At 73.8% G+C, this 20,867-nt stretch carries 22 protein-coding genes; 11 read left to right on the top strand and 11 right to left on the bottom strand.

Annotated elements, in window-relative coordinates; genetic code table 11:
* Positions 1-21 precede the first annotated feature (21 nt).
* Positions 22-1,251, bottom strand: a complete 1,230-nt coding sequence (locus ACIQI7_RS12510) for a hypothetical protein (protein WP_401108139.1) — start codon at positions 1,249-1,251, stop codon at positions 22-24.
* Positions 1,252-1,704: 453 nt separating this feature from the next.
* Between ACIQI7_RS12510 and ACIQI7_RS12505 the strand changes: the two genes are divergently transcribed.
* Entirely contained in the window at positions 1,705-1,926 is a 222-nt protein-coding gene (locus ACIQI7_RS12505; RefSeq protein WP_387747890.1) for a hypothetical protein, read from the top strand.
* Between the two features lie 38 nt (positions 1,927-1,964).
* On the opposite strand, the gene ACIQI7_RS12500 is transcribed toward ACIQI7_RS12505, so the two are convergent.
* Positions 1,965-2,756, bottom strand: a complete 792-nt coding sequence (locus ACIQI7_RS12500) for a hypothetical protein (RefSeq protein ID WP_401108135.1) — start codon at positions 2,754-2,756, stop codon at positions 1,965-1,967.
* Positions 2,757-2,797: 41 nt separating this feature from the next.
* A complete protein-coding gene (locus ACIQI7_RS12495; RefSeq protein ID WP_401108133.1) occupies positions 2,798-3,010 on the bottom strand; it encodes a hypothetical protein in 213 nt (70 codons plus the stop codon).
* An 80-nt stretch (positions 3,011-3,090) separates the two neighbouring features.
* On the opposite strand from ACIQI7_RS12495, the gene ACIQI7_RS12490 reads away from it, so the two are divergent.
* The 3 genes from ACIQI7_RS12490 (at position 3,091) to ACIQI7_RS12480 (ending at position 7,399) form a co-directional block, all read left to right on the top strand.
* A complete protein-coding gene (locus ACIQI7_RS12490; RefSeq protein WP_401108130.1) occupies positions 3,091-4,116 on the top strand; it encodes a phosphotransferase family protein in 1,026 nt (341 codons plus the stop codon).
* Positions 4,117-4,176: 60 nt separating this feature from the next.
* Positions 4,177-5,391, top strand: a complete 1,215-nt coding sequence (locus ACIQI7_RS12485; RefSeq protein WP_401108128.1) for an acyl-CoA dehydrogenase family protein — start codon at positions 4,177-4,179, stop codon at positions 5,389-5,391.
* 340 nt (positions 5,392-5,731) lie between these two features.
* Positions 5,732-7,399, top strand: a complete 1,668-nt coding sequence (locus tag ACIQI7_RS12480) for a DUF4157 domain-containing protein (RefSeq protein WP_401108126.1) — start codon at positions 5,732-5,734, stop codon at positions 7,397-7,399.
* A 75-nt stretch (positions 7,400-7,474) separates the two neighbouring features.
* Here the strand turns inward: ACIQI7_RS12480 and ACIQI7_RS12475 are convergent, their stop codons facing one another.
* Positions 7,475-7,678 (bottom strand): hypothetical protein, encoded by a 204-nt coding sequence (locus tag ACIQI7_RS12475; RefSeq protein WP_401108124.1) that lies wholly within the window; start codon positions 7,676-7,678, stop codon positions 7,475-7,477.
* Between the two features lie 275 nt (positions 7,679-7,953).
* Here ACIQI7_RS12475 and ACIQI7_RS12470 point away from each other — a divergent pair, with 275 nt between their 5' ends.
* Positions 7,954-9,234, top strand: a complete 1,281-nt coding sequence (locus ACIQI7_RS12470) for an alpha/beta hydrolase family protein (RefSeq protein ID WP_401108121.1) — start codon at positions 7,954-7,956, stop codon at positions 9,232-9,234.
* Between the two features lie 106 nt (positions 9,235-9,340).
* Here ACIQI7_RS12470 and ACIQI7_RS12465 read toward each other — a convergent pair whose 3' ends face one another.
* Both ACIQI7_RS12465 and ACIQI7_RS12460 read right to left on the bottom strand, forming a co-directional pair.
* Positions 9,341-10,504 (bottom strand): serine hydrolase domain-containing protein, encoded by a 1,164-nt coding sequence (locus ACIQI7_RS12465; protein WP_401108118.1) that lies wholly within the window; start codon positions 10,502-10,504, stop codon positions 9,341-9,343.
* 96 nt (positions 10,505-10,600) lie between these two features.
* The gene (locus ACIQI7_RS12460; RefSeq protein ID WP_387747906.1) at positions 10,601-11,014 is read right to left on the bottom strand and encodes a winged helix-turn-helix transcriptional regulator; all 414 of its coding nucleotides are present in this window, start codon (positions 11,012-11,014) and stop codon (positions 10,601-10,603) included.
* A gap of 81 nt (positions 11,015-11,095) precedes the next feature.
* Here ACIQI7_RS12460 and ACIQI7_RS12455 point away from each other — a divergent pair, with 81 nt between their 5' ends.
* A complete protein-coding gene (locus ACIQI7_RS12455; RefSeq protein WP_401108116.1) occupies positions 11,096-11,917 on the top strand; it encodes an NAD(P)H-binding protein in 822 nt (273 codons plus the stop codon).
* 58 nt (positions 11,918-11,975) lie between these two features.
* Here the strand turns inward: ACIQI7_RS12455 and ACIQI7_RS12450 are convergent, their stop codons facing one another.
* Together ACIQI7_RS12450 and ACIQI7_RS12445 are read right to left on the bottom strand one after the other, a co-directional pair.
* Positions 11,976-12,533 carry a hypothetical protein gene (locus ACIQI7_RS12450; protein WP_401108113.1) on the bottom strand — a complete coding sequence of 186 codons (558 nt, stop codon included), beginning with the start codon at positions 12,531-12,533 and terminating at the stop codon, positions 11,976-11,978.
* 158 nt (positions 12,534-12,691) lie between these two features.
* A complete protein-coding gene (locus ACIQI7_RS12445; protein ID WP_401108110.1) occupies positions 12,692-13,648 on the bottom strand; it encodes an ArsR/SmtB family transcription factor in 957 nt (318 codons plus the stop codon).
* A 421-nt stretch (positions 13,649-14,069) separates the two neighbouring features.
* Between ACIQI7_RS12445 and ACIQI7_RS12440 the strand changes: the two genes are divergently transcribed.
* Positions 14,070-14,552 (top strand): hypothetical protein, encoded by a 483-nt coding sequence (locus ACIQI7_RS12440; RefSeq protein ID WP_401108107.1) that lies wholly within the window; start codon positions 14,070-14,072, stop codon positions 14,550-14,552.
* A gap of 82 nt (positions 14,553-14,634) precedes the next feature.
* Here the strand turns inward: ACIQI7_RS12440 and ACIQI7_RS12435 are convergent, their stop codons facing one another.
* From ACIQI7_RS12435 to ACIQI7_RS12425, 3 genes are read right to left on the bottom strand one after another with little or no spacing between them, the layout of a single operon-like run.
* Complete coding sequence (locus ACIQI7_RS12435) at positions 14,635-15,606, bottom strand: NADPH:quinone oxidoreductase family protein (protein ID WP_401108104.1); 972 nt, start codon at positions 15,604-15,606, stop codon at positions 14,635-14,637.
* Positions 15,603-16,391 (bottom strand): SDR family NAD(P)-dependent oxidoreductase, encoded by a 789-nt coding sequence (locus tag ACIQI7_RS12430; RefSeq protein ID WP_401108101.1) that lies wholly within the window; start codon positions 16,389-16,391, stop codon positions 15,603-15,605. Before ACIQI7_RS12430 ends, ACIQI7_RS12435 begins: the two co-directional genes overlap by 4 nt.
* Positions 16,388-17,146, bottom strand: a complete 759-nt coding sequence (locus ACIQI7_RS12425) for an SDR family oxidoreductase (RefSeq protein ID WP_387747920.1) — start codon at positions 17,144-17,146, stop codon at positions 16,388-16,390. The genes ACIQI7_RS12430 and ACIQI7_RS12425 overlap by 4 nt, the downstream gene beginning before the upstream one ends.
* A 182-nt stretch (positions 17,147-17,328) precedes the next feature.
* Here ACIQI7_RS12425 and ACIQI7_RS12420 point away from each other — a divergent pair, with 182 nt between their 5' ends.
* From ACIQI7_RS12420 to ACIQI7_RS12405, 4 genes are all read left to right on the top strand, one after another.
* On the top strand, positions 17,329-17,955 hold the full coding sequence (locus tag ACIQI7_RS12420; RefSeq protein WP_401108098.1) for a TetR/AcrR family transcriptional regulator: 627 nt from the start codon (positions 17,329-17,331) through the stop codon (positions 17,953-17,955).
* 363 nt (positions 17,956-18,318) lie between these two features.
* Entirely contained in the window at positions 18,319-18,582 is a 264-nt protein-coding gene (locus ACIQI7_RS12415) for an ABC transporter permease (protein WP_387747924.1), read from the top strand.
* Between the two features lie 19 nt (positions 18,583-18,601).
* Positions 18,602-19,375 (top strand): hypothetical protein, encoded by a 774-nt coding sequence (locus ACIQI7_RS12410; protein WP_401108094.1) that lies wholly within the window; start codon positions 18,602-18,604, stop codon positions 19,373-19,375.
* Positions 19,376-19,381: 6 nt separating this feature from the next.
* The gene (locus ACIQI7_RS12405) at positions 19,382-20,767 is read left to right on the top strand and encodes a hypothetical protein (RefSeq protein WP_401108091.1); all 1,386 of its coding nucleotides are present in this window, start codon (positions 19,382-19,384) and stop codon (positions 20,765-20,767) included.
* The last annotated feature ends 100 nt before the right edge of the window (positions 20,768-20,867 follow it).

Below are 20,867 nucleotides of genomic sequence, written 5' to 3'. Positions count from 1 at the left end.
GGCGCCTGCGGGTCCGCCGTGTCACTTGACCAGGCGGGACCAGTCGGCGGGCTGGGCGGGGTCGAGTTGACGCAGCTTGTCGAGGACCTTCGGGTCCTGGGCGTCCAGCCAGTCGGCGACCTGACGGAAGGAGACGCAGCGGACACCGTCGCGCTTGCAGACGTTCTTCATCACGTCCTCGATGGCCTGCATGTAGATGCCGCCGTTCCAGGACTCGAAGTGGTTGCCGATGAAGAGCGGGGCGCGGCTGCCGTTGTAGACGCGTTCGAAGCCGGCGAGGTAGCTGTCCCGGGTCTCCTTCTCCCAGGTGTCGTACTTCTTGGGGTCGCCGTTGGTGGTGTTCCCGGACTGGTTGGCCAGGAAGTTGAAGTCCATCGAGAGGCTCTGGGTCGACTTGCCGGAGTAGGGGAGCATCTGCAGCGGGAAGTTCCAGACGCCGTCCTTCTTGACGGGCCAGACCTGGAACTCGCCCGGGGAGCTGGCGTCGTACCGGAAGCCGGCCGCCTTCTCGGCCGCCAGCAGGTTCTTCTGGCCCTCCAGGCAGGGGGCGCGGCCGCCGACCAGCTCCTTGGTGTAGTCGAAGGGGAGCGGCGGGAGGTCCTTGAGCCCGGTGTTGGTCTTCCAGTTGGTGACGAAGGAGACCGACTGGTCGAGCTCGCTCTTCCACTCCTCGGTGCTCCAGTCGCCGCCGCCCTTGGGGCCGCAGAAGTGCCCGTTGAAGTGGGTGCCGATCTCGTTGCCGTCCAGCCAGGCGAGGCGCACCTGCTCCAGGGTGTCCTTGATGTGGGGGTCGGTGGCGAAGTCGATGGAGGCTTCGCCGGCCTTGTGCTGCGGTGGTTGGTAGAGCGTGCTCTTGGACTTGGGGAGGGTGTAGAGGCCGGTCAGGAAGAAGGTCATCTGGGCGTCGTTCTCCACACCGAGCTTGCGGAAGCGGGAGAACAGGCGCTCGTCGCCCTCCAGGCCGCCGTCCCAGGAGAAGACGACGAACTGCGGCGGCTTCTCGCCCGGCTTGAGCCGCTCGGGCACGGGTTGCTTGGGCTGCGGGCCGGTGTCGGAGGTGGAGCCGTCGCCGAGGACCTTGACCTGGCCGTCCCAGGTGGGCGTGGGAGCGGGCGGCGGGGGCGGGGCGGGGGCCTCGGTCGTGGTGCTCGCGGCGGGCGTGGAAGGTGTGGTGCCGGTTGCGGCGGAGGAGGGTCTGCTCTGCGTGCCGGAGCATCCCGTCGCGAGGGCGGAGGCCCCGAGGACCCCCATTGCCAGCAGGATGGCCGAGCTGCGAGCAGTCCGCACCGGACCCCATTTCTCTGATCTTCGATCAGGCGGTGTTCTGAAGACGATCGATGGATGTGATCATCAGAACACTTTTGATCGACCTCTGTCGAGGCGGGTCCGGCCCGGTTGCGGAGGGTGCGGGGGAGGAAGCAACTGCTCTACGTCACAAGGCGGATGCTCCGCCGGAACCGCGCCGGCCTGACGGTCCAGGACGCGCTGGAGGGCGGCGCGGAGCACCGGCCGGTGGTCGGGTTCGAGGACGGACGTCTCGTCGTCCAGTTCGGCGACATCCGTCCCCAGGGGGGCGCGCCGCACAGCTTTCCGGCCAAGTTCGTGGCATGGCCACGGCGCTCCGCACCCAATCGTTCCGGTCCCGGCTAGGGTCGCATCAGCCCCATGAACCTCCGTGGACCTTCCCGATTGGACTGGTGTGCCATGAACAGGACGTACTACCGCCCGCTGGACCGTCCGGCGACCACGACCCGCCGGAGTCGGCTCGCCTCCGCCGCAGGAGCCGCCGCGGTGCTCGCCTGCGTCGTCACCGGCATCGCCGTCGGCGCCGCCGGTGCCGCGACCGCCGCTCCCGGTTCGGTCCCCGCGCCCGCCATCACCATCTACGGCGTGGCCGGGGCCACGCAGCCCGCCGAACCCCGCTGAGCCGGGGGCGGCGCCCTCGACGGAGCGGCCCCCTCGACTCACACGTGGCAGCGGACGTTGACCAGCAGGGTGTCGCCGGGAAGGCCGATGAGATAGGCCAGGAGGTCCTGGTGCCTGCCGGCGACCTCCGGCTCGTGGCCGCACGTGGCCCGACTCCGGCAGGCCCCGTGCAGCGGCTCCTCGTCCCCGTCGCACCACCATCCGCCGAGGGTGAGCACACCGCGCGGCGACAGCAGGCTGAGAGCGTAGGCCAGCGTGAACTCCTCGCGGCTGCGCTCACCGATGCCGACCGGGTCCCAGCCGAAGGTGAACTGGTCGCCGAGGTCGCGCCGTTCGAGGGCCGGCGCGACCTCGGCCCAGGCGCGTACGGCCGGCTGCGCCCGGTAGGCGACAGCCTCCCGCGAGCCCGGGTAGGACGCCCGGGTTCCACCGTCAGTGAGGTGGCGCCCGTAGAACACGGACTCGCCGTCCGCGACGGGGTGTTCGGCGGCCACCTCCCGCCAGCGGTCCCACACCAGGCCGGCGTGTTCGGCGGCCTCCGTCCGCTGCCGGTCGCGGAAGTCGATCAGCTCGCGCGGTCCACCCGCGCACAGGCCGGGTTCCGCTCCGTCCGGCGTCCCGTCGGGGAACGGCCGCCCGGCGACCAGGCGCGGGTCGTCCTCGTGGCCGGGCAGGACGGGCAGCCCTCCACCGCCGGTGATCCGGTAGCTGTCCCACACGTCCCGCTCCACGGCGCCCACGCCGTCCGACGCGAAGGGCCGCATCGCCTCCGCGACCGCCTCGTCCACCCTGGTCGCGTCCGCGCCGGGCAGGCACACGATGATCCTCATTCCAGCCACCCCGGCAGGGTAGGGGATGTTCCGCGGATCTCTCAGCGGAAAAATGATCTTCCGGCCTGACCGATTCCGTCGACCTCCACGCGTGAACGGAACAGGCCGGTACCGGTGGCGCACCAGAATCCGAGGCCACCCTCCGTGGTGGGTTCGGGCTCGCGCTGGACGCCGAGGACACCGCCGCGCTCGTCGAGCGGTTCCGGGTACGGCATGGATATGCGGTCTTGAGCGACCTCGGGCGACTTCGACATGTGGCATTGACAGCGGACGCCCGCGGCTGAATGCTAAGCAAGCGCTTAGTCAACGAGACCCCGCCTGGAGGAGCCGCCCGATGGCCGAGACCCCCGCCGACCCGCCCGGCCTGGACCTGGCCCGCCTCCGGTCCCACCTGGAGCGCGAGCTGCCCGGCACCCTCCAGGGGACGCTGCGGGCCGACCTCATCGAGGGGGGCCGCTCCAACCTCACGTACCTCCTGGGCGACGGCGTCTCCCGCTGGGTGCTGCGCCGGCCCCCGCTCGGGCACGTCCTCGCCACCGCCCACGACATGGGCCGCGAGTACCGGGTGATGACCGCGCTGCGCGACACCGGCGTCCCCGTCCCCCGGACGCTCCTGCTCGACCAGGGCGAGGAGGTGCTCGGCGCGCCCTGGTACCTCATGGAGTACGTCCCCGGCACCGCCCACCGCGACGCCGCCCCGCTCGCCGCCCTCGGCGAGCAGCGGGTGCACGCGCTCGGACGCAGGCTGGTCGACACCCTCGCCACCCTGCACCGGATCGACCCCGCCGCCGTCGGCCTCGCCGACTTCGGGCACCCGGACGGCTACCTGGAGCGCCAGCTGCGCCGCTGGGCCAAGCAGCTCGCCGCCTCCCGCAGCCGCGACCTGCCGGACCTGGACCGGCTGGGCGACCTCCTCGGCCGACGGCTGCCGGCCTCACCCGCGCCCGCCCTGGTGCACGGCGACTACCGCCTGGACAACGTGCTGGTCGACGCGGACGACGGCATCGCCGCCGTCCTGGACTGGGAGATGTCCACCCTCGGCGACCCGCTCACCGACGTCGGCCTCCTGGTGATGTACACCGAACTCGCGGGCGTCGGCGGCGGCATCATCCCCTCCGCCATGACCGCCCCCGGCTTCCCCGGGCCGGACGAGATCGTCTCCCGCTACGCCGACGCGACCGGCCGCCGGGCGGAGGACCTCGACTGGTACGTCGCCTTCGCCTCCTTCAAGCTCGCCGCCGTCGCCGAGGGCATCCACTTCCGCTTCCAGCAGGGCCGGACCCTGGGCGCCGGCTTCGAGCGCGCCGGCGAGATGGCCCCGATCCTCGCCCGGCACGGGCTGGGCACCCTCAAGGCCTGATCACCCCTCACCGCCTGAGCTCCCCAAGGCCCGAGCACCCTCAAGGAGAACCGAACACCGATGGACTTCGCCTACGACGCCCGGACGAACGAACTCCGCGAGCAGCTGCTCGCCTTCATGGACGAGCACGTGTACCCCGCCGAGCCCGTCCTCGCCGCCCAACTCGCCGACCGGGACCGCGATCCCTGGGCCGTCCCCCCGGTCGTCGCCGACCTCCAGGCCGAGGCCCGCAAGCAGAACCTCTGGAACCTCTTCCTGCCCGGCGAGCTCGGTGCCGGCCTCAACAACCTCCAGTACGCCCCGCTCGCCGAAATCACCGGCCGCAGCATCCAGCTGGCGCCGCCCGCGCTCAACTGCGCGGCGCCCGACACCGGCAACATGGAACTGCTCGCCCAGTTCGGCAGCCCCGAGCAGCGCGAGCGCTGGCTGCGCCCGCTCCTCGACGGCGGGATCCGCTCCGCCTTCGCGATGACCGAGCCCGAGGTCGCCTCCTCGGACGCCACCAACATCGCCACCCGCATCGAACGGGACGGCGACGAGTACGTGGTCAACGGCCGCAAGTGGTACATCACCGGCGCGATGAACCCCGACTGCCGGATCCTCATCGTGATGGGCAAGACCGACCCGGCCGCCGAGCCGCACCGCCAGCAGAGCATGGTGCTCGTCCCGCGCGACACCCCGGGCGTGACGGTGAAGCGCGGCATGACGGTCTTCGGCTACGACGACGCCGACCACGGCGGCCACGCCGAGGTGCTGTTCGAGGACGTCCGCGTCCCGGCGGAGAACCTGATCGGCGAGGAGGGGACGGGCTTCGCCATCGCCCAGGCCCGGCTCGGCCCCGGCCGGATCCACCACTGCATGCGCGCCATCGGCATCGCCGAGCGGGCGCTGGAGCTGATGTGCCGCCGGGCCGGCGAGCGGGTGGCGTTCGGCAGGCCGCTGGCCGAGCAGGGCGTGGTGCAGGACTGGATCGCCGAGTCCCGGGTGCGGATCGAGCAGTTGCGGCTGCTGGTGCTGAAGACCGCCTGGCTGATGGACACCGTCGGCAACCGGGGTGCGCACACCGAGATCCAGGCGATCAAGATCGCCACCCCGCGCACCGTCGAGTGGATCCTCGACAAGGCCGTCCAGGCCCACGGCGCCGCCGGCGTCAGCCAGGACACCCCGCTCGCCCAGCTCTGGGCCGGCAACCGCACCCTGCGCCTGGCCGACGGCCCGGACGAGGTGCACAAGCGCTCCCTGGCCCGCCGGGAGCTGCGGAAGTACCGCCAGTGACCTGAGCCGGAGATCCGGCGCCGGCCGGGTGCGACCTGGTCCGAAGCTCCCGGCGTCACCGGGACCTGTTCGGCACCCCGACACCCGACCCGGTCACGGCCGACGGCAATCCGGACATCCTGCTCACGTACGACGACCCGTTCTGGTCGCACTGAAGCGCCGTCGGCTGACGGTTCGCCAGGACGGGGCGCTGTGCACCCTGCTGCCGCGCCGCCTGTACGGAAGTGCCGTGGGAGACCGTCGCGGGGGCCCCCGAGTCTGCCCTGGAGGACCTTCCGCCGCGCGGTGGTCGTCGGGTTGAGTGGGAGGTTGCCGACGATCCCAGGAGGGGCTGAGCCCAATGCGCAAGCGGGAGAACGAGGAAGCCACGGGGGCCAGGGCAGGCCAGGAAGCGAGGCGCGCGCCCGCCCGGGCCGGGCAGCCGCGGTCGGGGCTGCTCGCCCTCCAGGGCACCGTGGGCAACGCGGCGGTGGTCCAGATGCTCCGCCGGGCCGGCCACGGCCTGGACGAGGAGCAGCACCGGCACGGTGACGGCTGCGGTCACGAGGGCTTCGACGGCCCCGCCGTCCAGCGTGCCGCGGCCCCGGCCGTTCAGCGTTCCTCCGTCCACGATGTCCTGCGCGGCCCCGGCCGGCCCCTGGACCAGGCCACCCGTGCGGACATGGAGTCCCGCCTCGGCGCCGACTTCTCCGACGTGCGCGTCCACACCGGCGGCGCCGCGAAGGCCTCCGCCGCCGAGGTCGGCGCGCGTGCCTACACCTCCGGCAACCACGTCGTCATCGGCGAGGGCGGGGGCGACGCCCACACCCTCGCCCACGAGCTCACCCATGTCATCCAGCAGCGCCAGGGGCCGGTCAGCGGTACTGACAACGGCGCCGGGCTGAAGGTCTCCGACCCCTCCGACCGCTTCGAACGCGAGGCCGAGGCCAACGCCCGCGCGGTGATGAGCCGTCCGGCCCCGCGCGCCGCCTCCGACGTGCAGCGTTCGGCCGGCCCCGGGACGGGGACGGCCGGTGCGGCGGAGGCACCCGTGCAGCGCACCCTCGCGGAGAAGCTCCCGAAGGGGACCCAGGTCGTCAAGCACACGGACGAGAGGGACATCGAGGGGCAGACGATCCTCGGTTTCAGCCTCGGGTCCTATCTGATCTCCGAAGGCGCGGACGGCAAGAAGGCCCGGGCGTCCCTCAAGGACAAGTCGTGGGGGACGGTCGCCGGTCGGGAGGCGTCCCGCGCGGAGTACGAGGCGGCTCGCGCCCAGGAGTTGGACCCGGCGGTCCTCGCGGCCAAGCAGAAGCAGAAGGACCTCGACCTCGGCGAGAACTACCTCAGCGCCGACTACCGCCGGATCAACCCGCTCCTCGCGGCCCTCGGGCAGGTCGGCTTCTCCCCCGGCGAGATCGCCGCCCCCGGCTTCTCCTACAAGTCGAAGGAGCGCGAGGTGCTGGAGACGTGGCGCAGCGTCGCCATGGCGCGGGGCTACGCGGACGAGCAGACCACGGGGGCGTGGGACGAGCGGAGCCTCGCGGACACCTTCGACATCTTCGCCCGGATCAACGGCGTGTGGGACGACTTCGCGACGCCCCGCGCGAACGCGGACGGCAACGTGGTGCGGGGCGACAGCAAGCACCTGTACGAGTCGTTCGGCGGCATCCTCAAGCAGCAGGAGAGCCACCCGGACGGTGGCTACGTCCCGGTCGACCAGACGATCGAGTGGCCGGCGATCCTGTCGACCACGTACGGCGATCCGTTGACCCACACGTACGTCGCCGGCAAGGAGATCGTCTGGGAGTTCGGCCTCCCGGAGGGCCACCGGGGAAGGGCGCTCGGCAGGAACAACCAGTCCGAGGAGGAGATGACCTTCCCCATCGGTACCAAGATCCACATCAACCGGATCCTGGTGCGCAGCGGCGACTTCCGGGGAGAGCTGACGGCGAAGTACGGCGAGAGCGCGCTCGTGATCGTCTTCGCCGACATCCTGGCGGGACAGGGACCGGACGGCGGAGCCTGAGGTGACACGCCGAGGCCGGTGCCGCGGTGCCGGGAGGCGTGCCGCGGCACCGGCCCGAGGGCGGGGAGCCCGCTGCTACAGGAAGGCGAGGATGTCGATCTGCCCGTCGGGCCGGGTGGTGATGGTGGCCTCACCCGGGCCCTGGGCGGGGTCGGTGTTGAGGTAGGCGGCCGCGGCGTCCGCGTCCGCCCTCACGACGTGATGCCACGTCTTCGTTCCCGCGGCCTCCCGCACCAGCGACTTCTTGTGGTCCGCGTCGGACGCTCCGGCCTGGGTCATGGATCGCTCCTTCGAGTGGCGACTGAGAGTGCCGCCCGACCGGGCGGCAGCTGGAAGCTAGCACCGGCGGTGGCCCGGACCGCCGTGTACCGGCGGTGGTTCGGCGCCGAACCACCGCGCGTTCCCCCGGACGGCCGACGCGGCCCCGGGCGGGTACCCGTAGGGGAGTGATACCCGGGTACTCAGGGGCGGGTTGGCCCCGTGGTATGACGGCCGCGCCCCCTCCCCGACCGTAGTGTCCTGGGTGTTCGATGATCGGAAGACGGAGGAACACCATGGGCATTCCGGGACGGGCCGTGGCAGCGGTGGTACTGGCGGCGGCAGCGGCCGTGGGCACGATCGGCGCGACCGGAGCGGCGGCGGCGGTGCCGGGGGAGGCAGGCACCGGGCGGCAGGCGCGGGCCTGGCTGCCGGAGCCCAGCGGGCCGTACCCGATCGGCACCACCGCGCTGCACCTCACCGACGCCGGACGGGAGGACCCGTGGCACCCCGGGCAGCGGCGCGAGCTGATGATCAGCCTCTGGTACCCGACCTCCCACCCGGCCGCCGGCGACGACCGCGCCCCGTACATGGAGCCCGCCGCCGGCAAGCACTTCGACGGCCCGGACGGCGTCGGCCTGCTCAACTACGGCACCGCGCCCGGCCGCACCGACTGGTCGGCGATCCGCACCCACGCCCGCAGGGACGCCCCGGCGCTGTCCGCCGGCCCGCGCCCGGTGGTGCTGTACTCGCCCGGCCTCGGCGACCCGCGCACCTGGGGGACGGCGCTGGTCGAGGACCTCGCCTCGCGCGGCTACGTGGTGGTCACCGTCGACCACACCTACGAGGCCTCCGAAGTCGCCTTCCCCGGCGGCGACCTGGCCCCCTCGGTGCTCCCCGGCATGCTCGGGCAGCCCGGCCTGGACATCGGCGCGGTGCTGCGCAAGGCCATGGACACCCGGGTCGCCGACACCCGCTTCGTGCTGGACCAGCTCGCCGCGCTGGGCGAACGGCCGGGCCTGCCCGCCGGGGTGGCCGGGGCCCTGGACCTCGGCCGGATCGGCATGGTCGGCCAGTCGGCGGGCGGCTTCACCGCGCTCCAGACCATGCACGACGACCCGCGGATCACGGCCGGCGTCAATATGGACGGCCAGCTGCACTTCCCCGGCCCCGACGGCCACACCGGCGTCGTCCTTCCCAGCGTCGCCGAGGACGGCCTGAACCGGCCGTTCCTGCTGATGGGCACCGGGAGCGACGACTCCGGGAGCTACCGGAACCAGCCCGGCTGGAACGCCCTGTGGCAGCACAGCACCGGCTGGCACGCCGACGTCACCCTCACCGGCTCCCGCCACGGCTCGTACACCGACGCCCAGCCACTGCTGCCGCAGCTCGCCCGGCAGGGCGTGCTCGACGCCGAACAGCTGCGCAAGGACGTCGGCGACATCCGCCCCGGCCGGGCCGAACTCGCCACCCGCTCGTACGTGGCGTCCTTCTTCGACCGCTGGCTGCGCGGCCAGGACGACCACCTGCTGGACGGGCCCTCGGCGCGCTTCCCGGAGATGGCGTACGAGCGGTAGCCGCCCCGGCCGCCCCCGGGCCGCCCCCCGGCTGCCACCTGGCCGCCCCCGGGCCCTCCCCGGCCGCAGCGTGCAGCATCCGCCGGCCGCCCCGGCCGCGAGCCGGCTAGCGACCGCCGGCCGCCCGGACCGCGGCCGTGATCAGCCGGTGGTTCTCCGGCCCCGCGCCGTACCCCGACGGCAGGCCGAAGCGGCGGCGGGTGTACGCGTAGGCGAGGCCGCTGTCCGGGTCGGCGAGGGCGAGGGAGCCCGTCGCCCCGCTGTGGCCGAACGCGGTCGGACCGAGGGCACGGAAGCGGCCGCTCAACTCCTCGAAGCCCAGGCCGAAGACGTCCTGCTGCCCGATGACCAGGTCGGTGCCGCGGGAGTGGACCCGGGAGAACTCGGCGACGGTCTCCGGCTTCAGCAGCGGCGCCCGGCCGCCGACCGCGGAGATCGCCGCGGCGTACATCCCGGCGACGCCCCGGGCGGTGCCGACCCCGCCGGAGGAAGTGGGCCCGAGGGCCCGCACGGCCCGGGTGTTCACGAAGGCCACCATGTCCTGCGGCCCGGGCGCGTTCAGGTTGAACGCGATGCCGGTGATGCTGTCCGGCGCCACCGCGTCGGCGGCGAGCCGCTCGGCCTCCTCCGGCGTCGGCAGCATCGGCAGCACCTCCGCGTAGCGCGGTTCGAGGGCCTCCGGCAGGCCGAGGTGGAAGTCGAGGCCGTACGGCGCCCGGATCCGCTCCTCGAAGACCTCCTGGATCGAACGGCCCGTCACCCGCCGCACCACCTCGCCGGTCAGCGCGCCGATCACGAAGGCGTGGTAGCCGTACGCCGTTCCCGGCTCCCAGAACGGCCGCTGGCCGGCCAGCCGGGCGGCGATCAGCCGGTCGTCGGCCAGCTCGGCGGCGGTGAAGCCGCCGTCGACGCCGACCAGGCCGGCCCGGTGGGCGAGCAGCTCGCGCAGGGTGAGCCGGCCTTTGCCCTCGGCCCCGAACTCCGGCCAGTAGGCGGCCACTTCCCGGTCGAGGTCGAGCACGCCGTCCTGGACCAGCAGCGCCACCACCAGGTGGGCCGCCCCCTTGGTGATGGAGTAGACGGCGGTCAGCGTGTCCGCGGTGGTACCGGGGCCGGCCCACAGGTCGACCACCCGGCGGCCGTCCCGGTGGACCACGAGCTGCGCCTCCGGTGCGACGCGCTGCTCGCCGAGCACCGCGGCGAACTCCTCCCGCACGCCCTCGAACCCCGCCGCCACCGTCCCGTGAACGCCGCTGCCGTCGTGCGCCACCGCCTGCCCCCACCGTCCGTCGTCTGCCGGTCGGAGAGCCACAACAGCCGTACGGGGGCGGTCATTCCCGCGGTCGCCGGAGTCCGCCCGAACGGGTCAGCGGAGCTCCGAGCCCGGGTTGGCCTCGTCCCACGCGCGGCGGGAGGAGACGATCGCGTCGTGATGGTCGTACGACCAGTCCGCCATCGCCCGCACCAGGTGGGTCAGGCTGTGGCCGAGCGCGGTCAGCTCGTACTCCACCTGCGGCGGGACGGTCGGGTGGACGGTCCGCGAGACCACGCCGTCGCGCTCCAGACGGCGCACGGTCAGCGTGAGCATCCGCTGCGAGATGCCCGGCAGGGCGCGCTGCAGCTCGCGGAACCGCCGTACGCCCTGGGCGAGTTCGACGACGGTGAGGACGGACCACTTGTCGCCCAGGCGGTCCAGCAGATCGCGGATCCCGCAGTCCACGCCGTCCTCGCACCAGACCACCGGGCGAGGGGTGGTTACCGCGGTGTGCCCTGCTGACATGAATGTGCCTCCTTACGCCGGACGCCCAGGCTATCGAGGATGGTCGCGTAGCCGACGACCGATCACCCCTGGAGGAACCCCATGCTGCTCGTCACCGGAGTCAACGGAGGCCTGGGCGCGCTGGTACTGGAGCGGCTCGCCGGGCGGGACGGCGTCGCGGCCGGCTCCCGGACGCCGGAGAAGGTGCCCGGAGGCGTTCCGGCCCGGCTGGTGGACTTCGACCGGCCGGACACCCTGGCGCGGGCCTTCGCCGGGGTGCGGACCCTGCTGCTGATCTCGGCCGGCGCCGCCGAGGACGACGTGGTGATCGCCCGGCACGGCGCCGCGATCGAGGCGGCGGAGCGGGCGGGCGTCGAGCACGTGGTCTACACCAGCCTGTCCGGCGACGGCGACCACCTGCCCTACGCCCTCGCCCACCGCTGGACGGAGCGGCGGCTGCGCGCGTCCGCCACGCTGCGCTGGACGGTGCTGCGCAACGGCCTGTACGCCGAGTTCCTGGGGGCGATCGTTGCACCGGGCCCGGACGGGGTGATCGGCGCCCCGCTGGGGGACGGGAAGCTGGCGGCGGTGGCCCGGGCGGACCTGGCGGAGGCGGCGGTGAACGTCACCCTGGCGCCCGCCGGGCACGCGGGCCGGACCTACGAGCTGGTGGGGGAGCGGGCGTTGGGCGGCGCGGAGCTGGCCGAGGCGCTCGGCGCCGAGTACCGGCCGGGACGGCTCGCCGACACCCGGGCGGCGGTGGGGGCCACGGGCGCGCCGGCCTTCCAGGTGCCGATGCTGGTGGGCACCTACTCGGCGATCGCCCACGGCTTCCTCACCGGCCCGGGCGGGCCGGGCGATCTGGCGGCCCTGCTCGGCCGCGAGCCCCGCCCGGCCCTGGAGGTCATCGCCGGGGGCCGGTGAGGCGTCGCACGGTGCGGGCGGGTGGTGCGGGCTCCCGCACCACCCGCCCGCGTACGGGCTACGGGCAGAGGCGGTGCGGGGTCGGGGTGCACTCGGGGTCGGGGTCGACCGGTCCGCTGCCGCCGGGGCGGAAGTTGGACCACCACAGCGGCGTGCTGCCGTAGTAGACGACCATGTTCCCGGAGTTCTGGATGGCGAGGTAGGCGCCCGGGTGGCCCCAGGTCTGGGCGTTCCACACCGCGCGCATGGCGGCGTCGTACGCGACCAGGTTGCCGTCGGCCTGGATGTAGAAGTAGCTGCCGATGCCGTACGTGCCCTGGGCGGTCCAGATCGCGGCCCCGTTGTGGTACAGCACCACGTGCCCGTCCCCCTGCTGGTACAGCACGGTGCCGCCGTCGGGCGAGGACCAGCTCTGCCCCCGGCTCAGGCCCGCGGTGCCCTGGACGACCGTCTGGTCGGCGTCCGACACCGCGGCGGTCGCGCTCACCGCGGGGGCCCCGGCGGCGGTTCCGGCCGGTGCGGCCTGGGCGGCGGTCGCGCCCAGCAGTCCGGCCGCCATCAGCGCGGCGGCCAGCACGGCGCCGGCCCGGGGAGCGAGGGTGCGCGGGTTTCGCATGGGGGTCACTCTCCTGAAATCGCCCGTACCGCGGGCAGGTTGCCGCGGTCCCTGGGAGCCGCGGCGGTGTGACGGCCGCGGCCTGGCCAGTCTCACCGGGAGCGGTGCGTACGGGCCATCCTTTCGATGCACCTCGAAGCCGGGCCCGGCCACCGCCCTCACTGCGCCGGCTCCGGATCGCCGTCGAGGAGCGCGGTGCCGAGCCGGCTGCGCCGGTGGCACACCGCCCTGCCCTCCCGGCAGGTGGTGATCAGCCCGGCGTCGCGGAGGATGGCGGTGTGCCAGCTCGCGGTGGCGGGTGAGACGCCGAGCGCCGCCGCCAGCCGGGAGGTGCTCAGCCCGTCGTCCAGCAGCAGGAGGATCCGCGCCCGGGCGGGGCCGACGAGCTGGGCCAGCGCCGCGCGGGAGCCGTCCGTCGACGGCGGCGCGAGCCAGCTCAGCGGCCGGGCCACCGGGTAGGTGAGGGTCAGCGGCAGGTCCTCGTCGACGACGGCGGCCGGGTGCGCGCTGAAGAACGACGGGACCAGGGTGAGCGGACGCCCGCCGGTGTGCACCTCCCAGTCGACCGCGCAGGAGGCCGAGAGCGTCCCGTCCTGCCAGCGCAGCACGTCCTCGTCGAAGCTGGACAGCAGCCCCTCGGCACCCCCGGAGAGCACGGCCCGGATCCGCTGCCTGCGGTCGGTGTCGGCGGCCTGCTCGGTGCGCGGCCGGTAGGGCGCGATGGCGATCCGGTGGTACTGCCGGATCGCGGCGCCGAGAGCCTTCAGGGCGCCGAGCTCGCCCTCGGCCAACTTCCTCGTCCACAGCGGAACCTGCGGTCGGTGCCCGGCGAACCTGGTCAGCTGGGCGGCGATCTGCCGGCGGGGCGTGGACAGGACCTGGTCGATCCCCTCCTCCAGCGAGGTGCCGCCCTGGCGCGGGATCAGGAAGTCCGGGGCGTAGCCGTCGACGGGGAACAGCCGGGCCAGTGCGGCCACGGTGCGCTCCAGACCGCCGCGCCTGATGCGCTCGGTGACCTGGCGGCGCCACGCGTCGAAGGCGAGGTTCACCCCGCGGTTCTGGTACAGGTACAGGCTGGTGGTGACCTCCCAGAGGGGGTCGAGCCCCTCGGCCATGCGGACGCGGCCGATATCGCCGCTGGAAAGGTGGAAAGTGAGCACGACGCCCCCCCGGGCTTCCGTCGTTCGGTCAAGGTGCGGTGACTACGACGTCCCGGCCTTCCCGCGCGTCGCGGACGCCGGAGCGGGCGCCGGTGCGAACGCCCGAGCGAGCGCCGGAGTGGAGCTCGGAGTCGGCGCCGGAGCGAGCGCCGGTGCAGGCGCCGGTGCGGGCGGCTGAAACGGTGTCATCCCCGCATCCTGACAGTGCTCCCGCCCCCGCCGCAGCCGTATCGGCGACCGGGGCGACGCACCGAAGGCCGCTCCCCGTCACGCGAAATTCACGGACCGGGGTCTACCCGCATAGACGGCGCTGCGCCATCCTGGTGCGGCGCCGGTCCTCGGAGCCTGCTCGGAGAAACGCCATCCTCACCGGGAGATGCAGATGAAGCCACGCACCGCAGCCACCGTCGTCGCCCTGGCCGTGGCCGGCCTCGCCCTCGCGGCGCCCCCGGCCGTCGCCAGCGGTACCAAGCTGTCGCAGGCGACGGCCGCCGCCCAGTTCAGCAGCGCCGGCATCACCTGGAGTTCCAGCGGGGGCTGCACCACCAGGTCCAACTCCACCTGCACCTCGTTCGAGCAGATCAACTCGGGCACGGTCGACGCCGTCATCACCCTCAAGCGCGCCAGCGGCTGCGCCATCAACATCACGGGCGGGACCGAGGTGGGCCACGCCTCCGGCACCTACAGCCACTACAACGGCTACAAGGTGGACATCAGCCGCAACTCCTGCATCGACGGCTACATCCAGAACAGCTTCACCTACATCGGCTACCGGGGCGACGGCTACCCGCAGTGGAAGGCCGCCTCGGGCAACCTGTACTGCAACGAAGGCAGCCACTGGGACATCCTGGTCTACTGACGCCGAGCCGGGGCGGGTGACGCCGAACCGGGGCGGGGCCGTCGCGGCCCCGCCCCGGCCGCGCTCCGGGCGGCGCGGCGGGTCAGTCGCCCAGGACGGCGATCCGGCCGGTGCTGAGCCCGGCGGCGACGCGGTGGACGGCGTCCGCGGCGGCGGCCAGCGGCACCCGGGCGCTGACCAGGGGTCGTACGGCGCCCCCGGCGGCGAGCTCGGTGAGTCCGTCGTGGGCGGCGTGGACGGCGCGCGGGTCACGGGTGTTGTAGAGGCCCCAGTGCAGGCCCAGGATCGAGTAGTTCTTCACCAGGGCGTGGTTGAGCGCCGGGGCGGGGATCTGCCCGGCCGCGAAGCCGACCACCACGATCCGGCCCTCGAAGGCGACGCACCGGGTGGAGCCGGTGTAGGCCTCGCCGCCGACCGGGTCGAAGACCACGTCCGCGCCGCGCCCGTCGGTGGCCTCCTTGACGGCGGCGACGAAGTCCCGTTCCCGGCGGTCCACCACCAGGTCGGCGCCGAGCGCCCGTGCCGCCCGTGCCTTCTCCGGCCCGCCGACCACGGCGATCACCCGCGCCCCGGCGGCCCGGCCGAGCTGGACCGCCGCGCTGCCGACCCCGCCGGCCGCCGCGTGCACCAGCAGGGTCTCGCCGGCCCGCAGCCGGGCCCGCCGGTGCAGCGCGAACCAGGCGGTCTGGTAGCCGATGTGCAGGGCGGCGGCCTCGGCGTCGTCCAGCGCCTCGGGCGCCGGGAACGCGGCGGCGGCGTCCAGCAGCGCGTACTCGGCGAAGGCGCCGTGCGGCAGCACCGGGTTGCCGATCAGCCGTTCGCCGCGCCGGGCGCCGTCCACCACCTCGCCGCACAGTTCCACCCCGGGCGTGAACGGCAGCGGCGGGCGGACCTGGTACTGCCCGCGCACCATCAGCGCGTCCGGGAAGTTGACGGCCGCCGCCCGGACCCGGACCAGCAGCTGCCCCGGGCCGGGCACCGGCCGCGCGACGTCCTCGGCCAGCCGCATCACCTCGGCCGGCTCGCCCAGCTCGCCGACCTGCCAGGCCCTCACAGCGCCTCGCTCCTCTCCAGCTCCCGCTGGAGCCGGTTCATCCCGGCGATCCAGCGGTCCGGGTCGGCGGCCCGCACGCGGTAGTAGTCGGCGACCTCGGGGTGCGGCAGGAGCAGGAAGCGCTCCGCGCGCATCCCCTCCAGCGCCGCCTCGGCGACGTCCGCCGGGTCGAGCGCGGTCGGAGCGAGCAGCGCCTCGCCGACGGCGCCGGTGGAGGCGAGCATGTCGGTGCGCACGCCTTGCGGGCAGAGCGCGTGCACCCGGACGCCGCGGTGCCGGTAGGTCGCGGAGAGCCACTCGGCGAAGGCCAGCGCGCCGTGCTTGCTGACCGCGTACGGGGCCGAGCCGAGCATGGTGAGCAGTCCGGCGGCGGAGACGGTGGCCAGGAAGCGCCCCTCGCCGCGCTCCAGCCAGCGGGGGAGCAGCAGTTCGGCGGCCCGGACGTGGGCGAGGACGTTGACCTCCCAGGCGCTCGCCCAGGCCGCGGCGGGCGCGTCGGCCCCGCCAACCGGGGCGACGCCGGCGTTGGCGCACCAGACGTCGATCTCGCCGAGTTCGGCGCGGGCCCGGCCGACCAGGTCGGCCAGCCCCTCGGCGGAGGCGGCGTCCCCGGGCAGCGCGGCGCCCGCGCACTCCGCCGCCACCGCCCGCGCCGCCGCGGCGTCCAGGTCGTTGACCACCACCCGGGCGCCGGCCGCGGAGAGGGCCCGGGCCAGCGCGGCGCCGATGCCCCGGCCGCCGCCGGTCACCACCACGCCCCGGCCGTCGAACGCCGAGGTGGTCACATCCCACCGCCCAGGGTGACCCCGCCGTCGACGACCAGGGTCTGTCCGGTGATCCAGCCGGCGTCCGCGGAGAGCAGGAAGGCGACCGCGCCGGCGACGTCCTCGGGGACGCCGAGCCGGCCGAGCGGGTAGGCCTGGGCGACCTCCTCCTCGCGGCCCTCGAACAGCGCCTGGGCGAACTTCGTCTTGACCACGGCGGGGGCGACGGCGTTGACCCGGATGCCCTGGGGGCCCAGCTCGGCGGCGAGTTCGGTGGTGAGCCGGATCAGCGCGGCCTTGCTGACGCCGTACATGCCGATCCCGAGCGAGGAGCGGATGCCCGCGATGGAGGCGACGTTGACGACCGAGCCGCCGTGCTCGCCCATCCAGGCGGCGTGGGCCCGGCGGGTCCAGGCCAGCGGGGCCAGCACGTTGACGGCGAGGATCTTGGCGGCGGCGGCCTCGTCGGTGTCGAGGACCGGCCCGTAGACCGGGTTGATGCCGGTGTTGTTGACCAGGTGGTCGAGCCGGCCGAAGGCCTCCAGGGTGCGGGCGACGGCCTCCTCCTGGTGCGCCGGGTCGTCGGCCTTGCCCGCGACGGCGATCGCGTTGTCCGGCCCGCCCAGGTCGCGGACGGCCTCGGCCAGCGGCTCCGGGTTGCGGGCGGTGAGGCAGACCCTGGCCCCGCGGTCGACCAGCTCGCGTGCGATGCCGAGGCCGATGCCCCGGCTCGATCCGGTGACGACGGCCACCCGGCCCTTGAAGGAGTGCACCACGGAGCGTCCTGCCTTTCGTGCGAGGATCTCTACCAGCTGCTGACTAAGCGCTTGCTCAGCATGCTGTCGGTGCGGGAGCCTGTCAACAGCCGGTCGGACGTCCGCCCGCGCCCGGTCCGCACGGCGGTCCGGCAGGGCGGTCGGCGGGAAAGCCTGTACGAGTTCTCTGGGAGGATGACGCCATGACCAGCACCCCGCTCGCCGACCTCTGGCCGCCCCTGCCCGGCGCCGACGCCCGTCCCGAAGCGGCGTACCGGCTGCTCCAGGCCGCCGTCGAGTCGTTCGCGGAGCGCGGCTTCCACGCCACCACGACCCGGGACATCGCCACCGCGGCGGGGATGAGCCCGGCCGCGCTGTACATCCACTACCAGTCCAAGGCCGCGCTGCTGGCCGAGATCAGCCGGGCCGGGCACGCCGCCACGCTGACCCTGGTCCGGGACGCGGTGGCCGGCCCGGGCGGCCCTGCCGAGCGGATGCGGCACCTGGTCGAGCAGTTCACCGCCTGGCACGCCCGGGCCCGGAGGGTCGGCCGGGTGGTCAACTACGAGCTGCACGCGCTGCCCGAGGACGACTACGCGGTGGTCGCCGCACTGCGGCTGGACATCGAGCGCGAGGTCAGCGCGCTGATCGAGGCGGGCGTGGCGGCGGGGGACTTCCAGGTGGCGGAGGTGCGGACGGCGGCCCGCGCGGTCACCTCGCTGGGCATCGACGTCTCCCGCTGGTACACCGACAACTCCTCCGAGGCGCCGGAGGAACTCGGGCGCCGCTACGGGGACCTGGTGCTGCGGATGCTGGGTGCCCGGGTCTGACCGCCGAGGCGGCCGGCGGGCCGCGGGAGGGGTCCGCGCGACCCTTGACCTGCTCACGGAGGGCGAGCAGACTCGTATACGAAGTACGTGTGCCTCGTAGGCGTACAGCGTAGGGCGGACCGGCACGCAGGGTGACACCGCGAGCCCCTCCCCGCGCACTCCCACCGCAGCCCCGACGCTGCGGATCGAAGCAACCACCTCCCGCGGCGACCACGCCTCCGACCGGCGGCGCCGAACGGGAGCGACCCCCGCCCCGGGCCGGACCGGCCGGGTCGTGCCGCCGCCACGGCGCGGCGGCACGGGAACGGCGCGCACCGCGTCGCGCGCGGCCCGGGCGGTCGGAGAGAAGGGGGAGGCGCAGTGATGCCCTTCCGGCAATCGCATCCGGTCCGGCCCCGCTTCTGGCTGGAGACGGCCGTCGGCGGGCTGTCCGGACTGCTGTTCCTACTCACGCTGGTGTGGCCGCAGTGGATCGAGACGCTCCTCGGCATCGACCCGGACGCCGGCAGCGGTGCGGCGGAGTGGCTGGTGGTCGCGCTGGCGGCCGCCGTCACCGCCGCCTGCCTGCTCGGTGCGCGGATCGAGTGGCGTCGGGCGCACCCGTCCTCGGTCCGCGCCGCGCGCTGACGGTGTAAGGAGGACCGTCATGAACGACCCAACACCGGACGTCGGCCGCGAGCGGCTGACCGAACTCGTCCGGCAGGCCCCGCTCAGTTTCCGCGGCACCGTGACCCGGGTCGGCGGCACCTCGCTGGCGGCGGTCCCGGCCGAGGACCGCGACGAACGGACGGCCGTGGTGAAGGTGGACGAGGTGCTGCACGCACCCGACGCCTTCAGACAGCTCGCGGGCAGCGAGGTCACCGTCCAACTGGCCGCCGACGCCGACCTGCTGCAGGTCGGCGACTCGGCGGCGTTCTTCACCCAGGGCCTGGTCTACGGCGAGGGCCTGGGCGTCCGGGAGATCGGCCGGCTGCCCGCCGAGGCCGTCCAGACCCACGTCGCGCTCGCCGCGACCACCGCCGACGAGCTGCCCTTCTCGTCGGTGCAGCGCCGGATCCGCGACCAGGACATCGCCGAGCACGCCGCGACGGCGGACGCCGTGGTGGTGGGCACGGTGGTCGCTCTGGAGGACCTCGGCCTGCCGGCGTACTCCGAGCACGCCCCGCAGTGGTGGCGTGCCGTGATCGACGTCTCGCACGTCGAGTCCGGCCAGGTCGAACCCGGCCGGACCACCGTCGTCTACCCGAGCAGCACGGACATCCGCTGGCGCCAGGTGCCCAAGCCGGTCGCCGGGCAGCTGGGCCTGTGGCTGCTGCACGCCACCCGGGGCGACCTGGCCGAGCGGGCGCCGTTCCAGCTGCTCGACGCCGACGACCACCAGCCGGCGCAGAAGCTCGCCGTGCTGCAGGAACGGAGGTGAGCCGACATGCCCACCATCAAGGTCGTCAACATCACCCCGAAGGCGCTGAGCGGCGACCGGCTCCTGGACAGTGAGCCCAATCTGGCCGTCAACCCGGAGAACCCGGACCAGATGGTCGCGACCGCCTTCACCCCCGATCCGATGGGCGGCCCGCTCGCCCCGGTGTACGTCTCCGCCGACGGAGGGAACACCTGGGTGCTGAACAGCGTCGTCCCGGGCAACGGGAGCCTCGGCACCGGGGACATCAGTATCGGTTTCGGCTCGCGGGGCGGCCGGCTCTACACCGGCATCCTCAACGGCCGGACCGGCGACATGCAGATCCTGCGCGCGCCGAACATCGCCTCGCCCACCCCGATGGGCGTGCTCGTCGACCGGACCGACGAGGACCAGCCGTGGGTCGTCGCCGTCAGCGTCACGGCGGACGGCCACAGCAACGACCGGGTGTACGTCGGCAGCAACGACTTCGCCTCGCCGGCCAACACCGCCACCGTGGACGTCTCGGGCGACGCCGGGACCGGGCCCGCCCCGGCCGGCTTCGCTCCCGTCCGGCTCGACCGGCGGGCCGGGGTGGTCTTCGACGGCCCGCCGGTACGGATCGCCGCGCACCCGGACGGCACGGTCTACATCGTGTTCATGAGCATCACCGCCGAAGCCCCGCTGGACCGGTCCCGCAAGACCTTCGACGTCGTGGTGACCCGCGACGACAAGGGCGGCGTCGGGCCGAGCCCCTTCGAGGACCTCCTGGACTCGGCGGACGGCGAGGTCGGCCAACGCGCGGTCAGCGGCCGCAAGGTGCGGTTCAACCCGCAGCAGCGGACGCTGGGCCAGGAACGCACCGGTGCGGACCTGTCGATCGCGGTGGACCCCACGGACTCCAACAGCGTCTGGGTCGCCTACTGCGACAACCTCGGCGGAGCCGTCCCCACCGACTACGTGCTGCACACCCTGCACTCGGCGGACCGCGGGCAGACCTGGTCCACGGCCCGGGCGGACGTGGTCAACGGCAAGAACCCGTCCTTCGCCGTCAACTCCGACGGCCTGGTCGGGCTGGTCTACCAGCAGCTGGCCCACAACCAGTGGTCGACGGTGCTGGAGCTGAGCGACGACGGCTTCCGGACCGTGGAGAGCCAGGTGCTGCACCAGGCCCCGGGCGACGTCCCGCCGGCCGGGAACCAACTGCCCTACCTCGGCGACTACATCCGGATGGTCACGGTCGGGAAGGACTTCTACGGCATCTTCGCCGGCAACAACACCCCCGACCGGGCCAACTTCCCGGTGGGCGTGACGTACCAGCGCAACGCCAACTTCACCACCCGTCAACTGCTCAGCACGGACGGCGTGACCAGGATCGCGCCGTCGATCGACCCGTTCTTCTTCCACCGGGCCGCGTGAACTCCGCCGGGCGGCCCGAGCACCCGCACGGGCCGCCCGGCACCCGCAAGCCCAGGGCGCCCGCCACGATCGGTCGTGGCGGGCGCCCTGCTGTCGGGCA

Origin of the sequence: Kitasatospora sp. NPDC092039 (assembly GCF_044756065.1) — a bacterium.
Classification (GTDB): domain Bacteria; phylum Actinomycetota; class Actinomycetes; order Streptomycetales; family Streptomycetaceae; genus Kitasatospora.
The sequence above is the reverse complement of the archived record's forward strand: the minus strand, read 5'-3'. Positions and strand labels throughout refer to the sequence as shown.